Source organism: Geminicoccus harenae, assembly GCF_019800005.1.
GTDB lineage: Bacteria > Pseudomonadota > Alphaproteobacteria > Geminicoccales > Geminicoccaceae > Geminicoccus > Geminicoccus harenae.
The window spans coordinates 1-25,145 of the sequence record NZ_JABGCL010000047.1 but is presented as its reverse complement, the minus strand read 5'-3'; the positions used below and the strand labels follow the sequence as shown (position 1 = coordinate 25,145).

Below are 25,145 nucleotides of genomic sequence, written 5' to 3'. Positions count from 1 at the left end.
TCTCTCGGGTCCACATCCCGAGCTTCCACCACAGCCGTTCTGGCTCAGCAACCCATTCTCAAACAGGCTCTGAGGAGTAGCCAATGAATGGCGAAAGCTCCGACACGACCGAGGCCCGCGAAAAGCTGAGGTTGCTGACGCTCTACCGCCAGACGATGAACCCCCGGTTTCTCGCCGCCGCACAGCAGCTCCGCGGCGGCGCTGTGGTTGACTATCTCGCCAAGAAGCCGAAGCGCGGCCGACCCAGTACCGACGCTGCCGATCTGCCGCTGCTTTACCAAATGGCCGAAGCGGTCCTAAGCGGGACGAAGATCTTCACCGCAGCCGGCCGGTTCGCCGAGGCCGCTGCAGGCGGCGGCACGACCCTCTCCAAGGCGCGGCGCCTTGACCGCAAGTACAGCGAGGAGAGCGCATCGATCGAGCGGGCGATCGATGGGGCAACCCGAGGTCGCGAGGCTATGGCTGCATGGAACGATCAGGTTGCCAGGGCGGTCGAGGATTTCCGCCGGTCGTTAGGAGATGACGCCGGCAATGTAGAAAAATCGGCGATTTAAATACATGGCGTCCACGGAGAATGTGTGAACCTTAAGGGGCACCCCTCGTACCGGGTGCTCCTCTGGGCACCCAGCACCGGAGATGCCCAATGTCTGCCAAGCATTTCGCAGATCTTGTCCTGGCCGCGCCTGATCCGCTGCGGAGCTTAGACTACGTGCGCCGCGACCTCGGCGTCTGCAAGTCGACCTTTCAGCGTCACGTCCGCCACTCACTGCCCATTGTCCGGATCTCCGAGCGCCGCCTGGGCGTCCGGCAGAGCGACCTCGATGCCTGGAAGGCTGCGAGGACGAGTCGCCCCGCGGGCTGACGCCAGCTGCCCCCGCCCCTCCATAGCTGCCGCCGCGGGCGGCCGGAACGAACGTCATGATCACCATGAAGAAGGAGGCAGGCCGCCACAGCCTGCCTCCGAACGAACGTCGCACGCCGCATATCACGGCCGAGGACATCGCGCATGCCTTCAGTGGCCACAGGACTGGCCGTGGGTGGATCTGCTGCTGTCCCGCGCACAAGGATCGTACTCCGTCGCTGTCTGTTGCCGACGGCGACAATGGCCGCCCGGTCCTCAAGTGCTGGTCCGGGTGTACCTTTGAGCAGGTCCGGACTGCTCTCGCGGCCAAGGGCCTTTGGCCGGATCGCTTGGTCACCTGCGACCGCCAGGAGCTCGATCGCCGCCGCCGTGAGCGTGAGGCACGGGAGGAAGCCGAGAACCTCCGGCGTGAGGTCGAGGCGGCATCTGTCTGGGACCGTGCCCGCCCGATCCTGCCCGGGGCGCTGGCGGACCGATACCTTCAGTCCCGCGGCTTTCGGCCGCCCTGGCCGCCCTCGCTGCGCCAGGGGTTCCACCATTCGTCCAGCGGCAGGAAATGGCCCGCCTTGGTGGCCGGAGCCTGCCGCTACCGCGGCCACCAGATCGCGGCCGTCCAGATAACGCCGTTGGCGGCGCCGGGGCGCAAGGCGTGGACGAGGCCGGCACGGATCACGAGCGGCTGCCTGCCGGGTGCTGCCGTGATCCTTCGGCCGTGGTTGGATGGCCAGCGCATCGTGGTGGTGGAAGGTATCGAAGACGGCTTGGCCGTGGCTGCCGCCTGCCCGGACGTGAGTGTCGTTGCCGTGCTGGGAGCCGCCAATGCTGCGACTGTCCAGCTGCCGCCCCGTGCACCGATCACGCTCTGCCTGGACGGTGACGACGCTGGAAGGAAGGCCGCTGCCCTTGCCGCCAAGAGGCTGGAGGAACGTGGGTACGAGGTCTGGATCGCGGATCTTCCGGATGGCGCGGATCCCGCCTCACTGCTGGTGGAGACTCGCCAGTGAGCATCGAGACGCTGAACGAGACCATCAACAAGGCACGGCCGGGGAAGGAAGCTAATTGGCCGGATCCTCAGCCACTGCCGGACGGCATGCCGCCGGTAGAGCCGTTTGCGATCGAGCTTCTGCCGCGGTCGCTGGCACCGTGGATCAGTGACATCTCTGAGCGGTTGCAGTGCCCGCCGGACTATGCGGCCATCGGCGCAATGGTGGCACTCGCCGCCTTGGTTGGCCGGCAGATCGCGATCCGCCCGAAGCGCCAGGACGACTGGACGGTCGTGCCGAACCTGTGGGGCGCGGTGGTCGGCCGGCCGGGGATGCTCAAGACGCCGACTCTTCAGGAAGCCACACGCCCGCTGATCACGCTGGAGATCAAGGCGAAGGAGAAGCACGAGAAGGAGTTGGAGGATTTCAAGGCAAAGAGCGTGGTGGACAAGGCGGCCTGGGGAATCGCCGAAGGCCGCATCAAAAAGCGCCTGAAGGAGGGAGCTAACGCAGAGACTGTTGCTGCTGAATTCTCGGACGTGCTCAAGGCCGAGACCCCGCCCTGCCGTCGCCGGTACGTGACCAATGATGCGACGGTGGAAAAGCTGGGCGAGCTCCTGAATGAGAATCCTCGCGGCATCCTGGTCAATCGAGATGAACTTATGGGTTGGCTGACCGGGCTTGAGCGTGACGGTCGGGAACAGGACCGCGCCTTCTACCTCGAAGCGTGGAACGGTTCCGGACGCTTCACCTATGACCGTATCGGCCGCGGCACCATCGACATCGAGAATGTCTGCCTGTCCCTGCTCGGCGGCATCCAGCCTGGGCCGCTGGCCCAGTACCTGGAAGCCACCGTTCAGGGTGGTGTTGCCGATGACGGGCTGCTGCAGCGCTTCCAGATGCTGGTCTGGCCGGACCCTCCGCGGAACTGGCGAGATGTTGATCGCTGGCGTGATGGGGCAGCCCGCAGCGAGGCCTATGCCGCGTTCGAGCGGCTGGATGCGATCGATCCGGTGGCGATCGGTGCCACTTGTGACGATGCTTCTGGACCCTGGTACCTGCGCTTCGAGCAGGACGCTCAGGAGGCCTTTTCCGCCTGGCGCGTCGGACTGGAAGAAGTGCTGCGATCCGGCAGCCTGCACCCGGCGCTTGAGGCTCATCTGGCCAAGTACCGTTCGCTGGTGCCGTCGTTGGCGCTGATCATCCACTTGGCGGACGGCGGCATCGGCGCTGTCGGGCATGTGGCGCTGGAGCGAGCGCTCAAGTGGGCGGCCTACCTTGAGAGCCATGCACTGCGCCTCTACGACAATGTGCTGCGAAGTGACCTGACGGCCGCCCGGGTCCTTGGGCAGAAGATCCTTGAGGGCAGGCTTGCCGATGGTTTCACCCTCCGTGATGCCTACCGTCCGCAGTGGGCGGGACTGAGTCACCGTGAGACCGTCGCTGCCGCGATCGAGGTCCTGGAAGACCTGGATTGGCTCCAGCCGAAGAAGCAGGAATCCAGTGGTCGCCCCAAGATCGTATTTCGGATTAATCCCAAGCTGATCTCAAAAGAGGGTAAGCCAGTACCCTCACCCGTCACCTGAAGAATCTGCACAACCTGGAGAAGTGGACTGACAAACCTGACAGAACCCCTTTGTGTCAGTTTCGTCAGTCCACTTCTCCAGGAGCACAAGAGAAAATTCTGCGATCTGGTGCCTGCGGTGCTCCTGCTGAATCTGCCAATCTTGGCCATCCGGCGGCGGATCCACTGCAGCCCGCCTGTGACATCGGCTCCCGATCCCATCAGGCGTGAGCCTCAGGCTGACGCGTGCAATTCTGGACATGCGGTCTGCTGGTCGTCATCAGCGGCCGGCTACCTGATCCAGCACGATTCGGCTGGTCGTGTACCTTATCGATAGAACGGAAAGGCGCCGGCTGGCCAACACGCCTGCTCGGCAATCCTGCCGAGGTGGTCCTGCGTGGTGAACTGAACCTGATGGAGCGTAATATGACGCGAGGCCACTCTACGAGGCAACGGACACCAGGGGGATGCAAATTCTCAGGCAGCTAACACTACGGACCGAATTGGCTCCTTCAAGACTCAAAATCCGTGAATCGGCGCAAGAGTCCCATATGCAGACTCATGGACAATGAAACTTCCGCGCTCTGCGCGTGTTGATGGTGATCGATGTGCTCTCCCATCACGGCCGCAGATCACACCGGCACTAACTCCGCTGTCCACACACCGTCTGCCACGAGTGTCCGGACCTCGTCGACGACTGCTTGAGCGACGACGGTTCCGGCGGCGGTCAGCGGGCGCATGATCGAGCTGGCGAGCGCCACCGGGCGGATGATGGTCGGATCGCGTAGTGGCAGGGCGATCAACTTTCCTGCCTCCAGGTCGAAGCCTGCAGCCGGTATTAGCGCGACGCCCAGGCCGGCCGAGACAAGATCACGTACCGTATTGAAGTCGTCCACCTCGTAGCGGGTCTGCAACTCTACGCCATGTTCCGAGGCCGCACGCTCAATGATGCCGCGTAAGCTATGGCGCTGGCTCGGCAGGATGAGTGGCCAATTGGGAAGATCCCGGAAGCTGATCGAACAGGTCCCGGGAGGGAGGAGCAGCGGCGATACGACGACGGCAACGGGTTCCCTCAGCAGGGGCTGGGTCTTGATCGTCGTGACCTTGTTCTGTTCGTAGATCACCCCGAGATCCACGTCCCCGCTCTGCAACCACTCCTGAATCGAGCCGGCATAGGCGGTCGCGAACTTCAGCTTCACTGAGGGATGCTGGCTGGCGAGCCTGCGTGCCAAGGGCACGATCAACAATTCGGCAACGTTGGGCGACAGGCCGATCACCACCTCACCGGACAATGCCGCCTGCTCACGAGCCATGTCGGCCCGGATCTGGCCGATCTCCTGCATGATCCGGACCGCCCGTGCCACTACCTGCGTGCCGGCGCCGGTGGGCACCATCCCGCGGCCATGCCGCTCGAACAGCTGGACGCCCAGTTCCTGTTCGAGCAGACGAATCTGACGACTGAGTGCCGGCTGCACGATGTGGAGCCGTTCCGATGCCTTGTTGAGACTGCCGAGTTCGGCGACGTGTACCAGTGTAACGAGTTGCCCGATCTCCAAGACGTCCTCCTCCCTGTTGCTGAGGGTCAGGATAGGGTCGAACTCCTGCCATTTGCCCGGGCATGCGCCTCTATTGCAGCTTGGCGAAGTGTATAATCCACCCATCATCGCATGCCGGCCCCCCTGCAGATCCTTCGGTGCCGCAGGGACTTATGCATGCCGGCTAGTTCTGATCGCATCAAATGCTAATCGTCAGGTTCTGAGCAGAATCTCTATCGTTTGTTCCGGCGCGGCGACTGGCACTCGGCAGGCTGGATCTGCCAGGCGAGCAGCTGTCGCTGGCACCTGCGCAGCAGGAACCAATAACAAGGCATGGGGAGAAGGGCTTGCCGCAATGGCTGGCGGTCAAGCGGCAGCGGACAGTTCCGCCGAGCGGATCGGTGAACAGCGGTCGTGATGCGTAGGAAGCCGGCATCGACTGATGGCAATGAAGGGCGGGACGACGCGATGAAGCTCGGTTCCACAACCAACAGTTGCCGATGGCACGGACCGAAGGGCGGCCGCACGGAGTTCGCTGCGGGTGAAATGGTGCTGGGTGCACAGCTTCTCGCCGACCTGAACCAAGGCACCGGGGCCGAAGGCGAGTTCATCAGGATCGGCTCGATGCTCCCGCTGGGCGCCGGCGCCACGGCTGAGGACATCGGCGGCCGGCATGGGCTGGAGATGGCGGTCGACGAGATCAACGCGGTCGGCGGTGTTCTCGGCCGGCCGCTCCAATCGGTCTTCGTCGACACCCGCGCTATGAACGACGATGAGGTGGCCTCCGCCGCCGTCCAGTTGATCGAGCGCGACGGTGTCCACGCGCTGATCTGCTGCGACCACCGCTCCAATGCCCTGGTGTATGAGGCGGCAGCCGACGCCGGCATCATCTACGTGCGGGTCAATGCCGCTGCGTCGAGCCAGCACCCCGTGCCGAGTGATCCGGAGCGCTATTTCGGCTGCTTCATGGTCCATGAAGCCGGGCTCTGGTACGACGCCAACCTGCCCCTCATGCTCGACCAGTTTCGCGCGACGGGCCGCTGGAAGCCGGCCAACAACAAGATCGCCCTGGTCATCGGCTCGATTCCCTACAGCAGGATGGTGGCCCAGCAGATCAAGGAGCAGGCGCCGAAGTACGGATTCGAGATCGCGTTCGAGGAAGTCGTTCCGGTACCGACTGTCGAGTGGCAACCGGTGCTCGACAGGATCCGCCCGATCGAGCCGGCAGTCATCGCCAATACTCATTTCTTCGCCCACGATCTCGCCCATTTCCAGCGCCAGTTCGTCGAGAAGCCGAGCAACAGCCTGATCTACATCCAGCACGGCGCCCTGTTGCAGCCCTATGCCGACATCACCCGGCAAGCCGGCGTTGGCGTGCTGTGCTCGACCATGATCGGCGTCCCGCCGGAGGCGACGGACAATACGTTCGCCCAGCGGCTGCGCGACCGGATGGGGCCGCATGCCAGCCACGACCCGGCCTCCTTCACCTATAGCGAGATGTATCACTATGCGATCGCAGCGGCGCTCGCCGGCGGCACTGGTGAGCCTCACAACTTCACGCAGAACCGCAAGATTGCCGTGAACCTGAAGAGCTTTGCCTATCGCAGCATGAACGGGACCATGCGCTATCACCCGATGTCGCGGTCGATGGTCCCCTGCCTGCCGACGGCAACAGATCACTCGCCCAGACCACTCTGCCAGACTTACCAAATCAAGGCGGCCAACGGCGAGAAGCAGCTGGTCTTCCCCGTGCCTCATGCAGAGGGCAGCTTCGAGCTGCCCAGCTGGTTCCGATGAACATGGCCAAGCGGTGCTCCTGGCCCTCCTCCCTGGCTGCATCGGTCGCTGCCATGCCCTGCGCAGCGTGGTGCAGCGCATGAGTTCCGCCATGCTGCGCCCCCCCACCGGCCTCCCCTACTGGAACGTCAGTGCGCGGCGCTCACCGGTTTCGGCGGTCCACTTGTCCGGCGACATTACGTGCGACGTTGCCATCATCGGGGCTGGATTCACCGGCCTGTCCGCGGCCGATCACCTGATCAGTGCAGATCGGGAAATCGCGGTCCTGGAGGCAGGCGACGTGGCGGAAGGTGCCAGCGGCCGGACCGCCGGCATGGTCGGCACCCGCTACAAGCTCGGTTGGGCAGCACTCGCCCGCACCTATGGGCCGGATCAGGCTCGCCGGCTGCACGCGCTCATGTGTCACGCCCATGCCCGTCTGCACGAACTGCTCGAGCGTTACGGCGCGAGCGATTGTTTCGACCAGCGGGGCCAGCTGATCCCCGCCCATCATCGTGCTCCGCTCAAGGAGCTGCAGGGCGATGCAAAGTGGCTGGCGTCGGAGGTCGGCGATGATGCGCCCACCCTGCTAGACGCCGAGCAGTTCGCCCGAGTCGGTGGAACCAGTGGGTATGCCGGCGCTTGGTTCGATCCACGCGGCGGCGGATTGCAGCCGGTGGATTATTGCCGGGCGCTGGCGCATGGCCTGCTCGATCGGGGCGTGCGAATGTTTACCCGCTCCCGGGTGATGACGCTCGAAGAGACGGACGATGCCGTTTTCCTCACCACGCGCAACGGCCTCGTCCGGGCCCGGCATGTCATCCTGGCGACCAACGCCTACACGCCACCGGCTCTAGTCGAACCCGATCTGACCCAGCGGCTGGTGCCGATCTCAGCCTCAATGGTCGTCACCGAGCCTCTGAGCGCCAGTGTCGCCCGCACCATCCTGCCGGACGGGCAGGTGGCTTCGGACACGCGGCGTCTCCTGCACGCCTTCCGTATGCTGCCGGGCGACCGGCTGCTCTTCGCTGGCCGTGCCGACATCACCGGGCGGCGGGCCCACGAACCCGACAGCTATCTGCCTCTGGAACGGGCGCTGACATGCACCTTCCCGCAAGCTGCAGGCGCGCCGATCGCCTATCGTTGGTCGGGTCTGGTCGGGATCAGCCGAGATGGCTTTCCTCATGTCGGCCGCATTGGCCGGCGCGTCTCCTACGCCATGGGCTATTCCGGCCGCGGCGTGGCTCTGGCCCAGCTTCTTGGCCTCTTCGCCGCCAAGCTGGCGCTGGATCAGCCGATCGATGCCGGTGTCATGGACGAGCGAAGCTTCCTGTCCTGGCCGGCCCGGCGGCTGCGCATCCCGGTCATGCAGCTGATGACCTGGCTCTACGGCCACCTCGATCAGCGCGAGTTCGCGCGCGCATGATCGAGATTCGCCTGCCCCAACCACTTGAATCGACATCCGATAACAGGCAATGCCAATGACCCAGCTTCTCGACATCGGTATCGACATCGGCGGCACCTTCACCGACGTGGTGTGCCGCCGGATGGGCGAGCCGATGCTCACCACCAAGATCATGAGCACGCGCAAGGATCCGAGTGCCGCGGTGATGAACGCCGTGCGCTACATGGTCGAGAACTGGAACATCTCGCCGTCCGATGTCGGCCATTTCCTGCACGGCACCACTATCGCGACCAACGCGGTGCTGGAGCGCAAGGGTGCACGGCTGGGTCTCCTGACCACCGCCGGATTCAAGGACGTGCTGGAGATCGGCCGGCAGCTCCGCCAGACGCTGTACGGGATCATCCTGGACCCGGAGACTCCGGGCTTCCTGGCGCGGGGCAAGTATCGCAAGGAGATCGCTGAGCGGATCAGCGCGCAGGGCGAGGTGGTCACCCCTCTGGACGAGGGCGCCGTACGTCAGGCGGCCCGGGAGCTGGTGGCCGACGGCTGCCAGGCGATCGCGGTCTGCTATCTCTTCTCCTTCCAGAACCCGGCACATGAGCAGCGCACCCGCGAGATCATCGCCGAGGAGTTCCCTGATGTGCTGATCTCGATCTCCAGCGAGGTCGACCCGGCCTTCCGGGAATACGAACGTACCGTGGTGACCGCCTTCGACGCCTACATGAAGCCGGTGATCGACCGATACATGGCGCAGATCGAGGACGGGCTGGACAAGGCGGGCATCGCCTCGCCCCTGCAGGTCATGCAGTCGCGTGGCGGGCTGTCGGTCTCTGCCGTTGCCCGCAAGCGGCCGGTGCGCCTGTTCATGTCCGGGCCGGCTGCTGGTGCGATCGGCGGGACCATCGTCGGCGGGATGACCGGGGCGAAGGACGTGATCACCGTCGATATCGGCGGCACCAGCTGCGACATCGCCCTGGTGAGCGACGGCAAGCCCGTGATCCGGCCAGAAGGCCGCATCGACGGATTCACCATCCGGGTGCCGATGGTCGACGTGAACGCGATCGGCTCGGGCGGCGGCAGCATCGCCTGGATCGATGCGGGCGGCGGTCTCAGGGTTGGCCCCGAATCGGCCGGCTCCGATCCCGGGCCGGCTGCCTACGGCAAAGGCGGTGAGGATCCGACCGTCACCGACGCGTCGCTCGTGCTGGGCTACCTCAACCCCAACTATTTCGCGGCCGGCACCGTCTCGCTGGACGTGGAGAAGTCGAAGGCCGCGATCCTCGAGAAGATCGCCGGGCCTCTGAAGATGGGGTTGGAAGAAGCGGCGCTGGGCATTCACCGTGTGGTCAATGCACAGATGGTGGAAGGCATCCGGCTGGTCTCGATCCGCCAGGGCCTGGACCCTCGCCTGTTCAGCTTGGTAGCATTGGGCGGTGCCGGCCCGGTCCACGCCACGGCACTGGCGGAGGAACTGAAGATCCAGCGGGTCGTCATCCCGCGCCGCCCGGGTGTGCTGGCCGCTGCGGGGCTGCTCGCGGCACCAATCGAGCATGAGGTCGCCGCAGCCTTTCCGCGCAAGCTCGGCGAGGTCAGCCTAAGCGAGCTCAAGGATGCCCTGGCCGACCTCGACCGGCGCTGTGGCGAGCTGATGTCGCACGAGAATGTCGATCCGGCATCCGTGCGGATCACCTATGCCGCGGACATGTGCTATCAGGGCCAGTCCTACTATCTGGAAGTGCCTCTCGACTTCGAGGCGGGCGATGTCCTGGACGCGCTCTATCAGGGCTTCCTGGTCGCCCACGATCGGGTCTACGGCTATGCCTACCAAGCTCCGGCCAACCTCGTGAACCTGCGGACGATCCACTCAGCCCGTGGCTCGGACAGCCTGGGCGAGGGAGCTTATCACCCCGAGCCCGGCCGGGCCTTGAAGGGCAGCAGGACGATCAGGGTGGCCGCCGCACCGCAGGGGGTGGAGGCCAAGATCTACGAACGGACCCGGATGCCGGTCGGCATGACCTTCAGCGGCCCGGCGATCGTCGAGCAGGCGGACACTACCACGGTCGTGGAGCCTGGCTGGTCTGGCGAGGTGGCGGCGGACGGCAACCTCGTCCTCACCGCGACCGGCGCCAGCCACTGACCGCCAGAACGACGAATCGAGCAGCAGGAACGAAACGATGACCATGGCCGTGCAGGCAGAAAAGATTGATCCGGTCGCGATCGAGGTGATCCGCAACAAGCTCGACGGCATCGCCAACGAGATGCAGTTGACCCTGGTGCGCAGTGCCTTCTCCGCGATCGTCAAGGAAGGGCTCGATGCGTCGGCCAGCATGTTCACCATCGAGGGCGAGACGCTGGCCCAGGCGCTCGCCATCCCGATCCATCTGAGCGCACTCATCCCGATGGTGCGGCACCTGCTGGAAAAGCAGCCGATCTCGGCGATGCAGGAGGGCGACGTCTATGTGATGAACGACCCCTATCTCGGGGGGACCCACATCCCCGACATCGCGATCATGATGCCGGTGTTCTACGAGGGCCGGCCGATCGCCATCTGCACCGCGATGACGCATCACCAGGATCTGGGCGGCATGGCGCCGGGCTCCACGCCCACCAACGCCACCGACATCTTCCAGGAAGGCCTGCGGCTGCCGCTCATCAAGCTCCGCGAGGGCTATGGGCCGATCAACGAGACCTTCATGGCGATCCTGCGGCAGAACGTGCGGATCCCCGACATCGTGACCGGCGACCTGATGGCGGAGATCTCGGCTTGCTCGATCGGTGCCAGGCGCCTGACTGAGCTGGCGCAGGTCTATGGCGGCGAGTTCGTGACCCGTGTGTTCAACGAGCTCCTGGACCGGTCCGAGCGCATGACGGTGGAGGCGCTGAAGCAGCTTCCGCACGGCACCTACAGCTATGAGGACTGGCTCGACAATGATGGGGTGGACGTCGACCGCCGCATCCCGATCAAGGTGAAGGTCACCATCACCGACAATACGATGGAGGTGGACTTCACAGGCACCAGCCCCCAGGTGCGCGGACCCTTCAACTGCATGCCATCCGGCTCGCTCGCCGCGGCCAGCTTCGCCCTGCGCGCCGTGACCGATCCGACCCAGACCATCCCGAACAATGGTGGCTGCTTCCGGCCGCTCAAGCTGAACCTGCCCGTAGGCAGCATCGTCAATCCGCAGGAGCCGGCACCCGTCGGCTGCCGTGCAGCGACCATCAAGCGGGTCACCAGCGCGCTGCTCGGCGCCCTGCGCCAAGCGGCGCCGACCAGGGTGCCGGCCGATACCGCGAACGAGGAGGTCATCCTCCATTTCGGCGGCAAGACCAGCCAGGGCCAGCGCTTCGTCACCTCGCAGATCCTGATCGGCGGCAACGGCGCCAGTGCTCGCGGCGACGGGGTCGACGTCATCGAGACTGACGTCACCAACTGTATGAACATTCCGGCGGAGGCCCTCGAGCTGGAATCGCCCATCCGTGTGCACCGCGCCTCGTTCATGCCGGATTCGGGTGGGGCCGGCCAATGGCGCGGCGGCCTGGGAGCTGCCCTGGAATACGAGATCCTCGACGGCGAGGTGACCATCACCTATCGCGGCGAGCGCCATTTCTGTCCGGCGGCCGGAGCGGCCGGCGGAGAGGCCGGGCAGCCCGCCACTGCCGAGATTCTGCGCAAGGACGGGGAGATCCAGGTCATCCCGTCCAAGCAGGTGGCGCGCCTCATGGCTGGTGACCGGCTGCATATCCGGACTGCCGGCGGAGGTGGTTATGGCGATCCGGCTGCACGCCATCCTGAGCGTCTCCAGGCCGATATCGAGGACGGCAAGGTCACCCGCACGGTGGCCTGAGGCAGTGCCGGGAACAGTTTCTTCAGGGAGGAGGGAAGCATGAGAATGATGAACAGGTTGGGTGCCGCCTTGCTCGGCGCCCTCGGTACGCTGGCCGCCATGGGCGATGTTGCCCCGGTCGCCGCGGCGGACATCGAGTGGCGCACGCACCTGGTCTGGGTGCCGACCCGCCAGGAAGCACAGGCGGTCACCACATTGGCTGAGCGGATCAATGCCCGCACCGGCGACCAGTTCCAGATGACGGTCTTCCCGGGCGGGTCGCTCGGCATCAAGGACCCGGACATGCTCCGGATCCTGCCGCCCGGCAACGTCATCCAGGCGACCATGATCTCGACCAACTACGTGGCCCGTGACTCGCCGGAACTGGCCTACGCCCTGCCTGAAGGCGTCCTTCAGACGATGGAGGATTTCGCAAAGATCCGGCCGACCCTGGAACAGGTCTACGCGAAGGAATTCGAGAAGTTCGGCATCAAGGTCCTCAACATCCTGCTGCCGCCCGATCGGACCATGGACGTCTTCTGCAAGACGCCGGTCAACACGCTGGAGGAACTGCGTACCAAGAAGCTGCGCGTGTGGGGCGCGTTCCTGGTGGATGCCTTCGCGGAAGTAGGCGTCTCCGCCACCGTCATCCCGCAGAACGACATGTACATGGCCCTGCAGACCGGGGTGGTCGATTGCGCAACCTACTATCCCGGACCGGCCAACACCCTGTCGTTGCAGGAGGTCACCCCTTACTGGTCCAACATCGCCAACTACGCGGCGACGCTCGTCTTCATCGTCTCCCAGTCCGCATGGGATAAACTTCCGCCCGACGTGCAGGCGATCATCACCGAGGAATCGGACAAGATGGCCAAGGAACTCGTCGAGAACTTCCTGCGCGGCGACTACGACAAGGCGCAAGGCGACCAGTTCAACGCAGCCGGCGCCACGCAGCTCGAGCCGTTCCCGGCCGAGGACCGCGAGGCCTTCTACAAGGCGGCTCTCTCGGTCTGGGAGCGGGACGCCACCCAGAAGGGCGGCGATATGGCGGCCAACCGAGAGACCCTGCTCCAGGCGCTGCAGGACTGACCGTTCAGCCGGGAAGCAGGCGGCCATCGCCTCTTCCCGCCGATCCGTCGCCCGGTTCCCGCTGAAGGATACTTCAATGCTCAAGCTTGCCGCAGGCCTGACATGGCTGGTCCGCATCGCCTTGTTCGTCTCGGCAATGCTCGGGCTCGTCATGTCGCTGCTCGTCTTCAGCGCCGTATTCATGCGCTATATGCTCGCTTCACCACTTCACTTCAGCGACGAACTGGTGGCGCTGCTGTTCTCGGCCTGCGTCTTCCTGACCATCCCCTACACGTTCGCGATGAATCTCAGCATCCGGGTGACCCTGATCGCCGACCATCTGTCGGAGCGGGCGCGCACGATCGCCGATGCCCTGTCCAATCTCGGCTGCATCGGGTTCTTCCTGATCTTCGGCTACCTGAGCTACGAGTTCACCAGCTTCTCTCTGCTGATCGACGCGCGCTCGGACGTGGCCCGCCTGCCCGTAGCGCCGTGGATGGCGCTCATGCCGATATCGTCCTTCCTGACCGCGCTGATCGTCGTCGGCAAATGGATCCTCGCCAGCCGCGCGATCCAGCTCGGCACGGACGAGGAACGCCGGGTGGGAGAGGTCGTATGATCTGGGTGATCCTGGTCTGCGGCCTAGCCCTGACCGGCCTGATCGGCCTGCCCGTGGGCATCGGCCTCGGCCTGATCGGCCTGTCCATCCTGCATTTCCTGGTCGGCGACGCGATGTCGCTCTCGATCACGGCGGTCTGGAACACGTTCAACGACTTCATCCTGAGCGCCGTGCCCATGTTCATCTTCATGGGTGAGATCCTGCTGGCCAGCGGGGTCAGCCGGCGCCTCTATGTGGCGGCTGCTCCGCTGTTCCGCGGGGTCCCGGGCGGGCTGCTCCACACCAACATCGCCGTCTGCACCCTGTTCGGCGCGGTGAGTGGCGCCAGCACCTCGACGGCCGCCGCGATCGGATCCGTGGCCTATCCAGAGCTCAAGCGGCGCGGCTACCGCCCCAGCACGGTGGTTGGCACGCTTGCCGCAGGCGGGACGCTCGGCCTGCTCATCCCCCCGAGCCTGACCCTGCTGCTCTACGGCGCGACCCAGGGCGTTTCCATCGGCAAGCTGTTCGCCGCCGGGGTCATTCCAGGCCTGCTGATCGCTTGCGCCTTCATGGCGATGATCCGTCTGCTCACCAGGCGTGACCCCTCGATCGCTCCGGTCGATCCGGCCAGGATGCCGATCGGTCAGATCGTTCTGGGCCTCCTGAAGATCTGGCCGGTCGCGATCCTGGTCTTCGCCGTGCTCGGCACGATCTATCTCGGCATCGCGACGGCCACGGAGGCGGCGGGCCTGGGCGTGGTCGCCTCGATCGTGATCGGCTTCACCTGGGGCGATCTCACCCTGCGCAAGCTCGTGATCGCGTTCAGGGACGGCATGGTCGTATTCGCCACCCTGGGCGTGGTGATGATCGGCGCGCTGATCCTGGCCCAGAGCATGAGCGTACTCGGCCTGCCGAGCCAGGTGATGGGACTGATCAGCGAACTGGACGTCTCGCCCTATCTCGTCCTCCTGTTGGTGATCGTCATCTATGTCGTCCTCGGCTGCTTCTTCGACGGCATCTCCTTGCTGCTGATGACCGTGCCGGTGGTCTTCCCGGTCATGACCGGGGTCGGCTTCGACGCGGTATGGCTGGGCGTCATCGTCACCATCCTGATCGAGATCGGCATGCTCACCCCGCCGGTAGGCATGAACCTGTTCGTGCTGGTCGCGATCACCCGCGGCGAGGTCAGCCTGATGCAGGCCGCGAAAGCCACGATGCCATTCTGGCTGCTGATGCTGGCCGCGGTCCTGGTCTTCACGCTGTTTCCGCAGATCGTCCTCCTCCTGCCGAGCATGGTGTGAACCGCGTGACCAATCTGCCTCGCCATGTCCTCGTGGTGGGCGCCGGCATTGTCGGCGTCTGCACCGCCCTGTGTCTGCGGCGCGCCGGCCTGGAGGTCACTCTGATCGATCGGGATGAGCCCGGCCGTGGCTGCTCCTTCGGCAATGCCGGGATCATCGCCGGCGATGTGGTGGCGCCGATCGCCGCGCCCGGCATCGTCACCAAGGTGCCGGGATATCTGGCCGATCCCGAAGGGCCGCTGGCCATCCGTTGGAGCTACCTGCCGGCACTGGCACCCTGGCTCGTCCGGTTCGTCTGGGCGGGCCGGCAGCGGATCTTCGAACAGAACACCCGGCACTTGGCCTCCCTGACGGCACAGGCCCAGGCTGCATTCGCCCCGCTGCTCACGGAAGCGAACGCCGCCGACCTGATCCGCAAGACCGGCATGCTGACCGTGTACGAGACCGAGCAGGCGTTCGCGGACGGGCGTCGCGATGCCGCCTATCGCCGCCGCTTCGGCGGCGAGGCGGTGGAGTTGGGCCCGGCCGAGGTCACGGCGCTGGTGCCGGCCCTGGCGCGGGTAGCGGGCGGCGTGCAGCGCCCCAACCCGCATCAGGTCATCGATCCCCTGACGCTGACCCAGCGGCTGCACGACCTTTTCGCCAAGCTGAGCGGCCGAACCCTGCGCTTTGCGGTAGAGCGGATCGGACAGGTCGACGGACAGTGGCAGGCGCAGGGTCAGGGCACGGCCGCGCAGGGCGACGCGCTGGTCGTCGCCTGCGGCGCGTGGTCGAAGCGGTTGCTCGACACGGTGGGCCTGCGCCTCCCGCTCGACACGGAACGCGGCTACCACGTCATGCTGCCGGGTGCCGGAGAACTCCTGCCAATGCCGGTCAGCTCCGGCGAGGGCGGGTTCTTCATGACCCCGATGCGCCACGGCCTGCGCATCGCTGGCACGGTGGAAATGGGTGGACTGGAGCGTGCCCCGGACCCGCGGCGCGTCGAGGCGATGCTGCGCCGCGTCCGGCGGCTCCTGCCCGGCATCGACGAGCGAAATCCCAGCACCTGGATGGGCTTCCGCCCCTCCATGCCGGACTCCCTGCCGGTCCTGGGGCCTGCGCCGGGCCGGCCTGGCCTGTTCCTGGCCTTCGGCCATGGCCATCTGGGCCTGGCCCTTTCGGCTATCACCGGCAAGCTCCTCACCCAGCTCCTGCAGGGGGAGGCGCCATCGGTGGATCTGGCGCCGTTCCGTGCCGATCGCGCCTGGTCATGATCGGTCACCCGGCGATCAGCCGGCCGTCCCACGCCTTCTTGGTGATCCGCATCTTCCTGCCGCTCGCCTTCGGCTACATGCTCTCCTACCTGCTGCGTACGCTGAACGCGACGCTGGCGCCGGATCTGATCCGGGATTTCGACCTCAGCGCGTCGGAGCTGGGCCTGCTCACCTCGGTCTATTTCCTTGCCTTCGGCGTGATGCAGATCCCGCTGGGCATGGCGATCGACCGGTTCGGGGCGCGAAGGGTCCAAGCCTGCAACCTCCTGGTCTCGGCGGTCGGCGCTGTCATGTTCGCGACGGCGATGAGTACCGAGATGCTGATGGTCGGGCGGGCACTGGTGGGGGCCGGCGTGGCGGTGAGTCTGATGGCGGGCTTCGCTACCATGGCGCTGTGGCTGCCCGCCCAGCAGCTGCCGATGGCTTATGGTTTGCTCATGGCCTTTGGCGGTGTGGGCGCTGTCCTGGCCGGCAGTCCGGCAGAATGGGCCAGTGCACGCATCGGGTGGCGGGCGCTGTTCTTCGGGCTGTCTCTTTGCTTCCTGGCCGGTGCTGCAGCCATCTTCGTGCTGATGCCGAACCGGCACCCGAACCAGGGTTCGCCGGAATCACCTTCCGAGTTGTTGCGCGGGTTGAAGGAGATCTACCGCAGTTCCTCCTTCTGGCGCGTGGTCCCGATGGTCGTTCTCACCTGCGGAACGGGCTTCGCCATGCAGAGCCTGTGGACGGCGCGTTGGCTGGCCGAGGTTGCCGGTCTTGAGCGCCAGGCGGTCGCGTTGCACATGTCGGTAATGGCTCTGGGGCTTCTGGCAGGCTCGATTGCCTGTGGCCCGATGGCGGCAGCGGGCCGTCGGCTCGGTCTCTCGCTCGCTCGCCTAGTGGGGCTCCTGGCGTTCGTCTACCTGGCAGTCCTGACGGTCCTGGCTGCCGGATACACGGCCATGGCCATGCCACTTTGGACGATGATCGGGTTCCTCATGAACCCGTTGTCCTTGTCCTATGCCGTCCTGACGACCAATTTCTCTTCCCATCTCGCAGGTCGTGTTCAGACCGGCATCAACGTACTGGTGATCCTCGGCAGTTTCGTGATCCAGACTGCCTTCGGCTGGCTCATCGACTTCTGGATGGCCGATGATAACGGATTCCAGGTGGCACGAGGCTATGGCATCACGTTTGGCTTCCTGATCATCCCTGGCTTGGTCGCCACCATCTGGTACTGGATAGGGGTAGATGCTCTTGAGCCTGAGTTGAAGTGAATGGGTGTCCGCCCGGCATTATTTGCCATAGTGGTCGGCATTAAGGCATGAACCGCTCCAGCTATGCCAGAGGCTGCCTGACTTGGTCACGCTGCCGGAAGTTGCTCCGGCTTGGCTATACTACTACTGCTCCTCGGCCTCGGCGGAAGAGATGTGCCGCTGTCACCAACGACGGGGCCAATCAACAGTTTAATTCCAGCCTCTGCCAGCCTCCAATCCCCTAAAAGCTCCTCGCTCTCAGGTTAGTATCGCCCACACCCAAATCCTGGGAGGCACCGCCCTCACCTCCGGCCGTGATGAACGTGCCCCTCGATCAGAACAGCTCCATCAGCGTCTTCGCAGACCGGAGCTTGCCCAGCGTCGTGTAGCGCGGCCCCTGCATCAGCCCGGCCGGCGCATCGGCGAACGGAATGGGCGTGATCTCCACCGGGGCGCTGGAGAAGATCAGCTGGTACTTGCCGCTTTCCCCGTAGGGCTCGATCTTCGCGACCGGTGCGTAGTGGGTCACTGCCGAGATCGGCTTGGTCTGGTAGGTGGCGAGGTAGCGGATCTGCTGCAGCTTGCCGCCGGAGATGCGGATGGCACGCCAGCGGTGCTGGCCGAGGAAGACCGACTTGAAGCCCTCTTCCTGGGCCGGGACCACCACCACGACATTACCGGGTGAACCGGTGACGGGTGCGGGGGCGGTCGAGCCTGCCGCGGGCTGGATACTGGCCGGCACCTGCGGGGTGGCGACGGGCTTCGGCTCTTCGAAGGCGCGCAAGCCCATGACCGGCAGGACCTGCAGGATCTCGCGCAGGAAGGCGCGGCTGTCGGCGCGCTCCGCCTCGCTGAGCGGCGGCTCCGGCGGTGCCGTTCCATTGTCGAGCTTGCTGCGCCCGGCCTTCTTGGCCTGCTGGATCAGCTCGCGCTCCAGCCAGCGGACATGCGCCTTGTTGAGCCCGTTGTTGGAGGTGGTGAAGGCATAGCCGTGCTCCCAGAACTCCTTGTTCTGGGCGTGGCTGTCGATGCGGTCGCGCACTGCATCGCCCTCGCCGATGTAGAGCGTGGGCAGGTCCTCGTCGCCCTCCTTGTAGCCAACCAGGATGTAGACGCCGGTGCGGCTGAGTTCGGCGCGGCTGCGGGCTGTCTGCCACCGCTCGCGCGGGAACACGATGCCCACCCCGGTCCAGTTCATCCTGTCCACCAGGCGCACGCCCTCCGGATCGCCATCAGCGACGAAGACACGGATGGTGAAGGGGTCACTCATTCACGATTGGCTCCATTTGGGAACTACGGCCTTGGAACGAAGGCCGGAACCTCACGGCGCGCCGCTCCCACTCGTCACGGTGCCGGCGTCGCTCCCCGCAGTCCTTCCCAAAGCGCCCCCGGCCCCAACTGCGCCGCCAGGATCCGCGCCCGGACTGCCTCCGAGTTCAGCGCCTGCTTGCTCATGCTCTGGTGCGCCTCCATCAGGTCGATGATGGCATTCATCAGCTCGTCGCCCAGGCTGGGAGAGTTCATGAACTGCTCCTTCGTGTTCGCCGCCGCCTGAGCCTGAAGCGTCGCACTCTCCATCAGCTTGGTCCGGACGCCCTCGAAGAAGGCGACCTTGTCGCCGTCCGTCAGCTCCCCTTCGAACAGGTCGTTCAGGGACGCGATGATCTCGCTCAGCCGCTGCTTGTGCTTTTCCTGCACCTGTCCGCCGCCGACTTCCTTTACGGGCGTCAGGCCTGGCGCTCTGCTCGCACCGTTTAGATTCAGCTTCTGCTGCCCCAGGTCGCGCATCTTGTGGTGCGTCAGCTTCAGCGCCGACAGGTCCACGCCCTCCCGCTCGCGCCCGTAGTCCAGCAGAGGCAGCAGCATCTTGGCGAAGAGGTACAGCTTCTCGAAGTCCGTGTTCCCGTAGTCGAACATCTGCCCAAGAAACTCGTAGACCCGCACGTAGCTGCCGAGGTCGCGCTTGAACAGGATCAGCGCCGCCATCTCGTCCTGAGCGGCCTGCCGCGCCCGGCTGCCATCCGTGCCACCTTGGATGACGAGCTGAGCGTGCTTGAATCGGACAAGGAGCCGGCTGCTCACCGGCCCGATCGCCGCGTCGAGATCGGCCTGCGTGGCTTTCGGGTTGATCGCCACCTTGGCCACCCGCTCCACCTCGACGCTGTCGTAGTAGCCGACGGCGTCCAACTTGTTCCGCAGGTCCAGGACCACGTTCGGATCGCTGACATCCGCCAGCGCCGCGGTCTTGTGGTACTGCAGGAAGGCCTCCAGCACCTTCTGGGGCTCGTTCACGAAATCCACGACATAGGTGGTGTCCTTGCCCGGATAGGCCCGGTTCAGGCGCGACAAGGTCTGCACGGCCTGGATGCCACCCAGCTTACGGTCCACATACATGGCGCAAAGCAATGGCTGGTCGAAGCCGGTCTGGAACTTGTTGGCGACCAGCAGGATGGCGAACTCCGACGTGTTGAAGGCCTCGCGGATGTCGCGGCCTTTCAGGCCAGGGTTCATGCTGCTTTCGGTGAATGGGTCGGGGCCGGTCTCTACATCGGTCACTTCACCGGAGAAGGCGACCAGCAGCCCGATGCCGTACCCCCGGCGGGCGATGTAGCCTTCCATCGCCCGCATCCAGCGCACCGCCTCCTTACGGCTGGCCGTCACCACCATTGCCTTGACCTTGCCGCCCAGCAGGTGGGCCACGTTCTGGCGGAAATGCTCGACCACGATCTCGACACGGGCCGCGATGTTGTGCGGGTGCAGGCGTACCCAGCCCATGACGCGCTTCTTCGCCTCGCTGGCCTCGACCTCCGCCTCGCTCAGTTCCGTTCCGCCATGGGTCAGGCGGAAAGCCATCTTGTAGCTGGTGTAGTTCTTCAGCACATCGAGGATGAACCCTTCCTCGATCGCCTGGCGCATGGAGTAGGTGTGGAAGGCCATCGGCAGGTTGCCCTTGCTGGCCGGCAGGCTCGGGTCAGGGCGGCGGCCGAAGATCTCCAGCGTCTTGGCCTTGGGAGTCGCGGTGAAGGCGACATAGCTGATGCCGCTGTACTGATCCGCCCGCGCCGCCATCTGCGCTGCCAGCAGCTCGTCCAGCCCAACCTCGCCGCCGTCCTCCAGAGCTGCCTGCTCCTCGGCCGTCAGCACCATCTTCAGCTCGGCTGCTGCCTTGCCGGTCTGCGAGGAATGCGCCTCGTCCGCGATGACCACGAAGCGCTTGCCCTTGCTGGCGGACAGCCGCTGCACCTCATTCATCGCGAAGGGGAAGGTTTGGATGGTGCAGACCACGATCTTCTTGCCGGCCGAGAGGGCCGCCGCGAGCTGAGCGCTTTTTGCAGCACCCTCGCCGGTGACCACCTCCACCACGCCCGGCGTCCGCTCAAAGCTTTCGATCGCTTCCTGCAACTGCTTGTCCAGCACGGTTCGGTCGGAGACCACCAGCACCGTGTCGAACAGCTTCTTGTGGTCGGCGTCATGCAGGTCGGCGAGGAAGTGCGCGGTCCAGGCGATGGAGTTGGTCTTGCCCGACCCGGCCGAGTGCTCGATCAGGTACCGGCCGCCAGGCCCATCTGCCAGCACCTGGGCGATCAGCTTGCGGGTGGCGTCCAACTGGTGGAAGCGCGGGAAGACCCATCGTCGGAGGCGCTTCTTGTCGTCCTTCACCGGCACGACGTAGCGGCCCAGGATCTCCAGCCAGCTGTCACGCTGCCACACCTCCTCCCACAGGTACGCGGTGGGGGCGCCGGTCGGATTGGGCGGGTTGCCGGCGCCGAAGTCGTGGCCTCGGTTGAACGGTAGGAAGACGGTGTCTGTACCGGCCAGCAGCGTGGTCATGTGGACCTCGCTGTTGCTGGCCGCGAAATGCACCAGCGCCCCACCCGGGAAGGACAGCAGCGGTTCCGGCTGGTTGCCAGCTGGCGTCCGCGGCAGACGGTCGTAGCGGTACTGGTCGGTCGCGTCCTGCACTCGCTGCGTGTAATCCGACTTCAGTTCCGCCGTGGCCACAGGGATCCCGTTGAGGAACAGCACGATGTCGAGGCAGGCCTCGCTGTGCTGAGAATAGCGAACCTGCCGCACCACGCGCAGCCGATTGGCGTCGTAACGTGCCTGCAGGGTTGGGTTCATACCCAGCGCTGGGCGGAACTGGCACAGCACGATGCGCTGCTTCAGCCCGATCACGTCCAGGCCGCCGCGCAGCACTTCCAGCACCCCTTGCTTGTCGAGCGCACTACGCAGCCGCTCGGCCAGCACGCTGCCGGCCGCTGGACCATGGGTCTTGCTCAGGCTGGCCCAGGCATCCGGCTGCGTGGCCTGGACCCAGGCAAGGAGGTCTTCCGGGAAGAGGGCACGGGAGCGGTCGTAGCGCCGGGCAGCTTCAGGATCGTAGAGCCAGCCATGGGCGGCAACATGGGCGCATAAGCCGTCCTCAAAGGCGATCTCCTTGTGTAGACTCATGCGGCAGCCTGGACGACAGGCGCTAGCTTGCGGACGTCAATCTTGCCGGTGACAGCAGCAAAGATGAGAGCGGCGCGGCGTTCCTTAAGAATCGCTATCTGCTTGCGAACTTCAGCATCCACTCCTAGAAACTGAGCCATCTCGTCACGAATAAACTCAATAATCCTGTCCTGCTCCTTCAGCGGAGGAACAAGAACTACACTCGCTCGAAGTCTATCACTTCGAATACCGCTGGCAGTTGATCCACTCGCACGTGTCCAGAGTTCTTTTTGTCCAAACGATGACCGAAAATGTAGATAGAGATATTCACTTCGGATCTTGGATGGCTCAACCTTCATAAGGATCATCCGCTGCCCAGGAGCGACGGAGCTATCCCCAATTTGTGCTACTTCTCCCAAAGGCGCTTCGGTCGTCAGCAGCACGTCACCGACTTCAGGAAAGCCGCGGGTCATCCGTGAAGCATATTCTACTTCGGTAATGAAGGCTGGATCCAGCGAGTGGTCAATCCTTCCCTCTTTGATCTGCGTGGCTGTGACTAGCGGAACGCCACTCTCGACTTTGGTCGGTGTAGCACCTCTATAGTCTACAAACTGCCGCACGACGCGGGTAAGGGGCAGAGCTTCCCAGTGGGCAGGTATTTTGTCGGGATGTGTTAGGTCCGACGGTCTTGCCGATACATTCGCGTCAATGCCAGCAGTTAATGATTGGTAGAGAATACTCGCCTGCTTCTCCTTCAGCAGCGCCATCAGCCGCTCCTGCTCGGCCACCAGCGCGTCAATCTTGCTGGTCTCGCGGACGAGGAACTCTACGATTACCCGCTGCTCAGTGGGTGGAGGTAAGGCAACGGGCCGCGTAGCCATCACGGACAGGGGGATGCGCGACCGTGTCGAACCCGAAGACATCCTACCCGCGTCAAATGCCGATCCAGCCGTCAATTGCGCTGCTACAAACTTGGGTAGCGCCCGCCGCAAGTCGATCCGAAATCGAAAGCAGTCAGCTTTTACTATGGCTGGCTCAACTTCCGGCGGTGCAACGCAGCACCGTCCGACTGTATTCCGCTCATCCCCAAGCCCTGCAATTAAGAGATCACCGGCCTGTACGTCATGTCCTGCCAACGAAGTCCGGTAGTATTCTTCGTTGATGAAAGCTGCATCTGCATCATCAAAGTAGCCGCTGCGGATGTTTTGCAAGCGGACCACACGAACACCTTGGTCCGTGTAGTGCTCTGATTTCAATCCGGAACCAAATGGTCCGTCGCACTTGGACCGCGTGATCCGACCAAGGGGTAAGATTGCCCAACCTGAAGGCACCTGCCCCATCCATTCCATCCCGCTGTCTTTGTAAGCCGGGTACGGACCAATTGAAGTCACGCCGCCAGCCCTCCGATCATCTTCAAAATTCGATCCGTTACCTGCTTCAGTTCGACGTCGATCACCGCCAGTGGCCGGGGCGGCTCGAACACATAGAAATGCCGGTTGAACGGGATCTCGTAGCCGGTCTTGGTCTTCTCCGTGTCGATCCAGGCATCCGGCGCATGCGGCAGCACCTCCCGCGCGAAGTACGCCTCGACGTCCTCAGTCAGCGGCACGTTCTCCGCGTCGCGCAGCGCGCTGTCCGGCTGCGGCCTGCCTTTGGCCTTGCCCTTCTGGCCAAGCACGACCCGTCCCTTCTCATCCCGCAGCGGACGCTCCACCGTGATGGTGCGATAGCCGAAGTCCTCGTTGCGGAAGATGCGGGAGAGTGGTGCCAGCTTGACCTGGCCACCGTCTGGCGCGGCTGGAGGGGTCTTGCCCTCCGCCATCACCACCGTGCTGGTCTTGCCCTCCGCGGTCGTGATGGTCGCGAGTCGAGCCTCTTCAAAGTCCCCGAACAGGCGGGTGACCCAGGCAACGTCCTGGTCGCTCATCTCGCGCCGCTTGCTGCCCAGGCTCTTGCGCATCTTCTGCCAGAGGCCCGAGGCATCGATCAGTTGCACGCGGCCCTTGCGCGGCGCTGGCTTGCGGTTGGACAGGACCCACACGTAGGTCGCGATGCCGGTGTTGAAGAACATGTCGGTCGGCAGGGCAATGATCGCCTCGACCAGATCATTCTCCAGCACATGGCGGCGGATCTCGCTCTCACCTGAGCCGGCACCGCCGGTGAACAGCGGGGAGCCGTTCAGCACGATGCCGATGCGACTGCCGCCGTCCTTTGCCGGCCGCATCTTGGACAGCAGATGCAACAGGAACAGCAAGGAGCCGTCCGAGATGCGCGGCAGGCCCGGCCCGAAGCGCCCCGCATGGCCCATCTGCTCGGCTTCCCGTCGGACTTCCTTCTCGACCTTCTTCCACTCCACACCGAAGGGCGGGTTGGAGAGCATGTAGTCGAATTTTTGCCCGGCGTGCCCATCGTCCGAGAGCGTGTTGCCGGCGACGATGTTACGGACATCCTGGCCCTTGATGAGCATGTCCGCTTTGCAGATCGCATAGCTCTCGTCGTTCAGCTCCTGGCCGAACATGGTCAGTCGCGCGGCCGGGTTGTGTTCCAGCAGGTGCTCGCCGGCGACCGAGAGCATGCCACCGGTGCCGGCGGTAGGGTCGTAGATGGTACGGACCGCAGGGGTGCCTGGGGTCAGGATGTCGCTGTCCTCGATGAACAGCAGGTTGACCATCAGCTTGATGACGTCGCGTGGGGTGAAATGCTCGCCGGCGGTTTCGTTGGAGGCTTCGGCGAACTTCCGGATCAGCTCCTCGAAGGCCAGGCCCATGTCGTGGTTGCTGACCGCGGTGGGGCTGAGATCAAAGCCGACGAAGCGCTCCGTCACCTGGTAGAGCAGCCCGGCCTTCTGCAGCCGGTCGGTCTGCTCGGCGAAGCGAAAACGGTCGAACACGTCACGGACGGCAGGCGAAAAGCCCTGAATGTAGCTGGAGAGGTTGGCGGCGAGGTGGTCCTGGTCGCCCATCAACGTCTTCAGGTCGAGCGACGAGGTATTGGCGAAGGGCACGCCGGTGCGGCGCAGCAGGAAAGGCTCGGGATTGACGCCACTGGCCTCCCGTGCGGCCTTTTCGGCCAGAACCGCGGCCTTGGTAGGTGCCAGGACGCAGTCCAGCCGGCGCAGCACCGTGAAGGGCAGGATGACTTTGCCGTACTCGGACGGCTTGTAGTCACCGCGAAGCCGGTCGGCGACGGACCAGATGAGGGCGGATAGGGACTGAGACTGGCTCAAGGGAGTGCTCAGAGCCTGTTTGAGAATGGGTTGCTGAGCCAGAACGGCTGTGGTGGAAGCTCGGGATGTGGACCCGAGAGA

General features: G+C 64.7%; 17 protein-coding genes. 12 read left to right on the top strand and 5 right to left on the bottom strand.

Annotated features, from left to right (window positions below):
• Positions 1-83: 83 nt before the first annotated feature.
• From HLA95_RS24535 to HLA95_RS24525, 3 genes are all read left to right on the top strand, one after another.
• Positions 84-554, top strand: a complete 471-nt coding sequence (locus tag HLA95_RS24535) for a hypothetical protein (RefSeq protein ID WP_191057578.1) — start codon at positions 84-86, stop codon at positions 552-554.
• A 364-nt stretch (positions 555-918) separates the two neighbouring features.
• Positions 919-1,866: a toprim domain-containing protein gene (locus HLA95_RS24530; RefSeq protein WP_191057579.1), complete on the top strand. Its 948-nt coding sequence runs from the start codon at positions 919-921 to the stop codon at positions 1,864-1,866.
• The gene (locus HLA95_RS24525) at positions 1,863-3,431 is read left to right on the top strand and encodes a YfjI family protein (RefSeq protein ID WP_222184834.1); all 1,569 of its coding nucleotides are present in this window, start codon (positions 1,863-1,865) and stop codon (positions 3,429-3,431) included. The genes HLA95_RS24530 and HLA95_RS24525 overlap by 4 nt, the downstream gene beginning before the upstream one ends.
• A 610-nt stretch (positions 3,432-4,041) precedes the next feature.
• Here HLA95_RS24525 and HLA95_RS24520 read toward each other — a convergent pair.
• Positions 4,042-4,965, bottom strand: a complete 924-nt coding sequence (locus HLA95_RS24520) for a LysR family transcriptional regulator (RefSeq protein WP_191057580.1) — start codon at positions 4,963-4,965, stop codon at positions 4,042-4,044.
• A gap of 447 nt (positions 4,966-5,412) precedes the next feature.
• On the opposite strand from HLA95_RS24520, the gene HLA95_RS24515 reads away from it, so the two are divergent.
• The 9 genes from HLA95_RS24515 (at position 5,413) to HLA95_RS24475 (ending at position 17,428) form a co-directional block, all read left to right on the top strand.
• Complete coding sequence (locus HLA95_RS24515; RefSeq protein ID WP_191057581.1) at positions 5,413-6,741, top strand: ABC transporter substrate-binding protein; 1,329 nt, start codon at positions 5,413-5,415, stop codon at positions 6,739-6,741.
• Positions 6,742-6,832: 91 nt separating this feature from the next.
• Complete coding sequence (locus HLA95_RS24510; protein WP_222184832.1) at positions 6,833-8,146, top strand: NAD(P)/FAD-dependent oxidoreductase; 1,314 nt, start codon at positions 6,833-6,835, stop codon at positions 8,144-8,146.
• Between the two features lie 55 nt (positions 8,147-8,201).
• Positions 8,202-10,262: a hydantoinase/oxoprolinase family protein gene (locus HLA95_RS24505; protein WP_191057583.1), complete on the top strand. Its 2,061-nt coding sequence runs from the start codon at positions 8,202-8,204 to the stop codon at positions 10,260-10,262.
• A 37-nt stretch (positions 10,263-10,299) separates the two neighbouring features.
• Entirely contained in the window at positions 10,300-11,970 is a 1,671-nt protein-coding gene (locus HLA95_RS24500) for a hydantoinase B/oxoprolinase family protein (RefSeq protein ID WP_191057584.1), read from the top strand.
• A 45-nt stretch (positions 11,971-12,015) separates the two neighbouring features.
• Positions 12,016-13,038 carry a TRAP transporter substrate-binding protein DctP gene (gene dctP / locus HLA95_RS24495; protein ID WP_191057585.1) on the top strand — a complete coding sequence of 341 codons (1,023 nt, stop codon included), beginning with the start codon at positions 12,016-12,018 and terminating at the stop codon, positions 13,036-13,038.
• A 76-nt stretch (positions 13,039-13,114) separates the two neighbouring features.
• Positions 13,115-13,636, top strand: coding sequence for a TRAP transporter small permease (locus HLA95_RS24490; protein ID WP_191057586.1), 522 nt, complete (start codon positions 13,115-13,117; stop codon positions 13,634-13,636).
• The gene (locus HLA95_RS24485) at positions 13,633-14,919 is read left to right on the top strand and encodes a TRAP transporter large permease (protein ID WP_191057587.1); all 1,287 of its coding nucleotides are present in this window, start codon (positions 13,633-13,635) and stop codon (positions 14,917-14,919) included. Before HLA95_RS24490 ends, HLA95_RS24485 begins: the two co-directional genes overlap by 4 nt.
• A gap of 5 nt (positions 14,920-14,924) precedes the next feature.
• Positions 14,925-16,172, top strand: coding sequence for an NAD(P)/FAD-dependent oxidoreductase (locus HLA95_RS24480; protein ID WP_191057588.1), 1,248 nt, complete (start codon positions 14,925-14,927; stop codon positions 16,170-16,172).
• Positions 16,169-17,428 carry an MFS transporter gene (locus HLA95_RS24475; protein ID WP_191057589.1) on the top strand — a complete coding sequence of 420 codons (1,260 nt, stop codon included), beginning with the start codon at positions 16,169-16,171 and terminating at the stop codon, positions 17,426-17,428. The genes HLA95_RS24480 and HLA95_RS24475 overlap by 4 nt, the downstream gene beginning before the upstream one ends.
• A 313-nt stretch (positions 17,429-17,741) precedes the next feature.
• Here the strand turns inward: HLA95_RS24475 and HLA95_RS24470 are convergent, their stop codons facing one another.
• From HLA95_RS24470 to HLA95_RS24455, 4 genes are all read right to left on the bottom strand, one after another.
• Positions 17,742-18,677: a GIY-YIG nuclease family protein gene (locus tag HLA95_RS24470; protein ID WP_191057590.1), complete on the bottom strand. Its 936-nt coding sequence runs from the start codon at positions 18,675-18,677 to the stop codon at positions 17,742-17,744.
• Between the two features lie 74 nt (positions 18,678-18,751).
• Positions 18,752-21,859, bottom strand: coding sequence for a type I restriction endonuclease subunit R (locus HLA95_RS24465; protein WP_191057591.1), 3,108 nt, complete (start codon positions 21,857-21,859; stop codon positions 18,752-18,754).
• Positions 21,856-23,178 (bottom strand): restriction endonuclease subunit S, encoded by a 1,323-nt coding sequence (locus tag HLA95_RS24460; RefSeq protein WP_191057592.1) that lies wholly within the window; start codon positions 23,176-23,178, stop codon positions 21,856-21,858. Before HLA95_RS24460 ends, HLA95_RS24465 begins: the two co-directional genes overlap by 4 nt.
• 47 nt (positions 23,179-23,225) lie before the next feature.
• Positions 23,226-25,064 carry a type I restriction-modification system subunit M gene (locus tag HLA95_RS24455; RefSeq protein WP_191057594.1) on the bottom strand — a complete coding sequence of 613 codons (1,839 nt, stop codon included), beginning with the start codon at positions 25,062-25,064 and terminating at the stop codon, positions 23,226-23,228.
• Positions 25,065-25,145: the final 81 nt, after the last annotated feature.

Coding starts and splice junctions, on each gene's coding strand:
- HLA95_RS24475 (WP_191057589.1), top strand. CDS start 16,169: ATGATCGGTCACCCGGCGATCAGCCGGCCGTCCCACGCCTTCTTGGTG.
- HLA95_RS24500 (WP_191057584.1), top strand. CDS start 10,300: ATGACCATGGCCGTGCAGGCAGAAAAGATTGATCCGGTCGCGATCGAG.
- HLA95_RS24485 (WP_191057587.1), top strand. CDS start 13,633: ATGATCTGGGTGATCCTGGTCTGCGGCCTAGCCCTGACCGGCCTGATC.
- HLA95_RS24460 (WP_191057592.1), bottom strand. CDS start 23,178: ATGGGGCAGGTGCCTTCAGGTTGGGCAATCTTACCCCTTGGTCGGATC.
- HLA95_RS24465 (WP_191057591.1), bottom strand. CDS start 21,859: ATGAGTCTACACAAGGAGATCGCCTTTGAGGACGGCTTATGCGCCCAT.
- HLA95_RS24530 (WP_191057579.1), top strand. CDS start 919: ATGATCACCATGAAGAAGGAGGCAGGCCGCCACAGCCTGCCTCCGAAC.
- HLA95_RS24470 (WP_191057590.1), bottom strand. CDS start 18,677: ATGAGTGACCCCTTCACCATCCGTGTCTTCGTCGCTGATGGCGATCCG.
- HLA95_RS24510 (WP_222184832.1), top strand. CDS start 6,833: ATGCTGCGCCCCCCCACCGGCCTCCCCTACTGGAACGTCAGTGCGCGG.
- HLA95_RS24505 (WP_191057583.1), top strand. CDS start 8,202: ATGACCCAGCTTCTCGACATCGGTATCGACATCGGCGGCACCTTCACC.
- HLA95_RS24535 (WP_191057578.1), top strand. CDS start 84: ATGAATGGCGAAAGCTCCGACACGACCGAGGCCCGCGAAAAGCTGAGG.
- HLA95_RS24490 (WP_191057586.1), top strand. CDS start 13,115: ATGCTCAAGCTTGCCGCAGGCCTGACATGGCTGGTCCGCATCGCCTTG.
- HLA95_RS24515 (WP_191057581.1), top strand. CDS start 5,413: ATGAAGCTCGGTTCCACAACCAACAGTTGCCGATGGCACGGACCGAAG.
- dctP (WP_191057585.1), top strand. CDS start 12,016: ATGATGAACAGGTTGGGTGCCGCCTTGCTCGGCGCCCTCGGTACGCTG.